This window comes from Micromonospora maritima (assembly GCF_902825405.1).
Taxonomy (GTDB): Bacteria; Actinomycetota; Actinomycetes; order Mycobacteriales; family Micromonosporaceae; genus Micromonospora; species Micromonospora maritima.
This window is the reverse complement of sequence record NZ_CADEAU010000906.1, coordinates 1-987: the sequence shown is the minus strand read 5'-3', so window position 1 is coordinate 987 and position 987 is coordinate 1. Positions and strand designations below refer to the sequence as shown.

General features: G+C 75.4%; 1 protein-coding gene. It reads right to left on the bottom strand.

Features of this window, described 5'->3' with window-relative positions:
• The coding region (locus HUW36_RS33445) for an HAD family hydrolase (protein ID WP_174531653.1) at positions 1–817 on the bottom strand (817 nt) is incomplete at its 3' end.
• Between the last annotated feature and the right edge of the window lie 170 nt (positions 818–987).

Genomic DNA, 987 nt, shown 5'->3' with positions numbered 1-987 from the left:
GCCCGGCGGCGGCGGTGGAGGGCACGGCGATGCGGACCGCCCGGCGGCCGGTGCGGAAGTCGCGGACGTCCCAGCCCCGCTCGCGGGCCTGCCGCAGCAGCGCGGCATCCGGGTTGACCGCCACCGCGCGGCCCACGGCCGAGAGCATCGGCAGGTCGTTCGACGAGTCGCTGTAAGCGGCGCAGCGGGCCAGGTCCAGCCCTTCCACGGCGGCCAGCTGGGTGACCGCCTCCGCCTTCGCCGGCCCGTGCATCAGGTCACCGACCAGTCGGCCGGTGTACGCCCCGTCGACCACCTCGGCCACGGTGCCGATCGCGCCGGTCAGGCCGAGCCGGGCGGCGATGACCCGGCCGATCTCCACCGGGGCGGCGCTGACCAGCCAGACCCGCTCACCGGCGTCGAGGTGCCGCTGGGCCAGCCGGTGCGTGCCGGTCCAGATGCGCGGCGCCATCAACTCGTCGAAGATCTCCTCGGTGAGGCGCTCGACGTCGTCGACCCGCCAGCCCTGCACGAAGGCGAGGGCCGCCTCCTTGGCCTGCGACATGTCTCCGGGGTGCTCGGTGGCGAGCAGCCGGAACCGCGCCTGCTGCCAGGCGAACCGGGCCAGGTCGCCGGCGGTGAAGTAGTTGCGGGCGGCCAGCCCGCGGGCGAACCAGTAGATCGAGGCGCCCCGCATCATCGTGTTGTCGACGTCGAAGAAGGCGGCGGCCGTCGGATCCGGGGTGACCGTGGTCGCGGGTGCCGCCGGGGTCTCCGACCAGCCGGCGGTGTGCCCGTGGGCGTCGGTGCTGACCGTCACCTTGCCGGTCCCGGTCACGGCGACCTCCCTGTCTCGACGACCACGTACGCGCTCCGCGTCGAGCGTATCCGGCACGTCGTGACGGCCGGGTGTCCGTCGGGAGAAGTGTGGCGTGGTCGGCGTCCGCGCTCAGCGGTCGCCGGGGCAGGCGGCCGGGGCCGGCCCGAGCGCGTCGCTGGCGGCCGGCG